Raw genomic sequence first — 2,085 nt, 5'->3', positions numbered from 1 at the left:
TAAGCTGCTCCAGCCTTCAAAATACCTATGACATTAGCAACAGTTGCAATGCTCCGGCTTGCCAATACGCTGACATAATCACCACGGCATACCCCCTGCTCTTGCAAATAGCGGGCAATTTGATTCGAACGTTTCTGCAGTTCTCCATACGTGAGGCTTTCATTCTTATACATTAGCGCCACTGCTTCTGGACTACGCCCTGCCTGCTCCTCGAACAACCTGTGCAAGGTGCTGTATGGTATCGGTTTCTCTGTATTATTGTAGCTTTCCAGCAATTTCATTTCTTGTTCAGTAATTTTGATGCAATTAGTATGCAGAGTTAATGCATCTATATATTGCTTGAACATTGTACGAATTACATTTTCATCAAATAGTTGCTCAACGTAGTCCCAAACGAGTCTTAACGAACCGTTATCTTCAAAAAGTTGGTGGTCCAAATACACTTGAGATGTCTGCCCAGCACCCATTTGTATTTCTCCCAATTCATACCAACTAACTTCACCTCTTTCTTTGGTCCCCAGCAGCATGCTTGTAAAAACAATAGGCATAACAGCACGATTACCATAATTATGATATTTGGATATTTCTCGTATCAACTCAATTCCATCATAATGCCGATGTTCAAGTGATTCTAAAAGACGTTCTTGGATCTGTTTTGCTCTCTCCCAATATCCCTTTTCAGATCTAAAATCAATTTCTATAAGGATTACAGAAGTAAAATCTCCAACCATGTCGTTCACATCTTGATGAAACGGCAGTCTGTTGAAAACAGTCAAACTTACAGCTAAATGAGGCTGATTACTCCAAAAGGCCACCACTTCTGCATAAGCGGCAAGAAGAGCCGCTGTAGGCGTTATATTGTACTTATACGCCTGCTTTTTAATTCTCTCCCAGGTTTCTCTATCAATCTCTTGCTCCAGACGACGAAAACGAGGCTCAGTCACACCGGAAGGATCTGTTTTCAAAGGAAGCTCTGGAGCTGCAGGGAAATCCTCCAATTTATTCAACCAATACAGTTTGTCCTTCTTATAGGTTTCCGAATTTTTAAAATGCTGCAATGCCAGAATGTAGTCCCGAAATGTGCTCTGCAACTGTGATGGCATCCAATTGGGCTCATGATAGAATTTAACCAGCAGCTTGCCTATCAGTTGAATACTTGCTCCATCCGTAATCAACATGTCGTAGCTGATAAACAAATAATGAATTCCTTCAGATAATTTAAAAGCTTTATATTCAAAGAGCGGCCACTGGTCTGTTGGAAATACATAATGAGACATTCGCTCTCTTTCTGACACTATCCGTTCTTGCTGCTCAGATGAACTCATATGGGTAAGGTCAACCACTGTTATTCGATATTCCGGTACGTTCTCCAGAATAACCTGCTCCCCGGTAGGAAATACGACTGCGCGCATCATGGGCTGATATTGAATAACCTGTTGTAATGCAAAATTAAGCCGGTCTATATCAAAGTCAGTTTTAATTTCCGTATATCCATGAGTCGATACTCCGCCCATTTCAAAATGGTCTTCGCGTCCCATCAGATAAGCCATCTGCACATCCGTTAGCGGAAATGGTTCATACATATGCTCCGGATCAGGTGTTAACTCTGGATACACAATGGCCTCTTGTGTATCTACACCTTCCCTGATCCGTTCCGACAGCTTCGCTATAGTATAATGCTGCAGGAAGTCTCGTAGATTCAAATCGATTCCCATTTCCCTACTTATTCTGGTTCGGATTTGCACCATCAAAATCGAATTCCCACCCAGTTCAAAGAAATGATCATGGATTCCAATTCGTTCGACTCCCAATACCTCTTTCCATATTTCCGTCAGTTTCTGCTCTGTTTCATTACGTGCTTCTTCGTATTTCGTATCCATTTGCTGCTCCACATCCGGGATCGGCAGCTCTCTTCGATTCACCTTCCCATTAGGAGATAATGGTAGTTTCTCCAGTTCCATATAATGCGACGGCACCATATAACTCGGCAGTTCCCGTTGTAAATATATTCGCAGTTCTTCCGGGGTCACTTCCTCCTCATCTGGAACATAGTACGCACATAGAAATACGTGATTGCGATGATCC

The 2,085-nt window shown here is 42.2% G+C and carries 1 protein-coding gene; it reads right to left on the bottom strand.

Translation table 11 applies throughout. The annotated features are described in order from the left end of the window. A partial coding sequence (locus C1T21_RS26040) for a condensation domain-containing protein (protein ID WP_146032523.1) occupies window positions 1-2,085 on the bottom strand: 2,085 nt, incomplete at both ends.

It is taken from the genome of Paenibacillus sp. F4 (genome assembly GCF_002894905.1).
Taxonomy (GTDB): Bacteria; Bacillota; Bacilli; order Paenibacillales; family Paenibacillaceae; genus Paenibacillus; species Paenibacillus polymyxa_B.
This window is presented reverse-complemented; position numbering and strand designations above follow the sequence as displayed.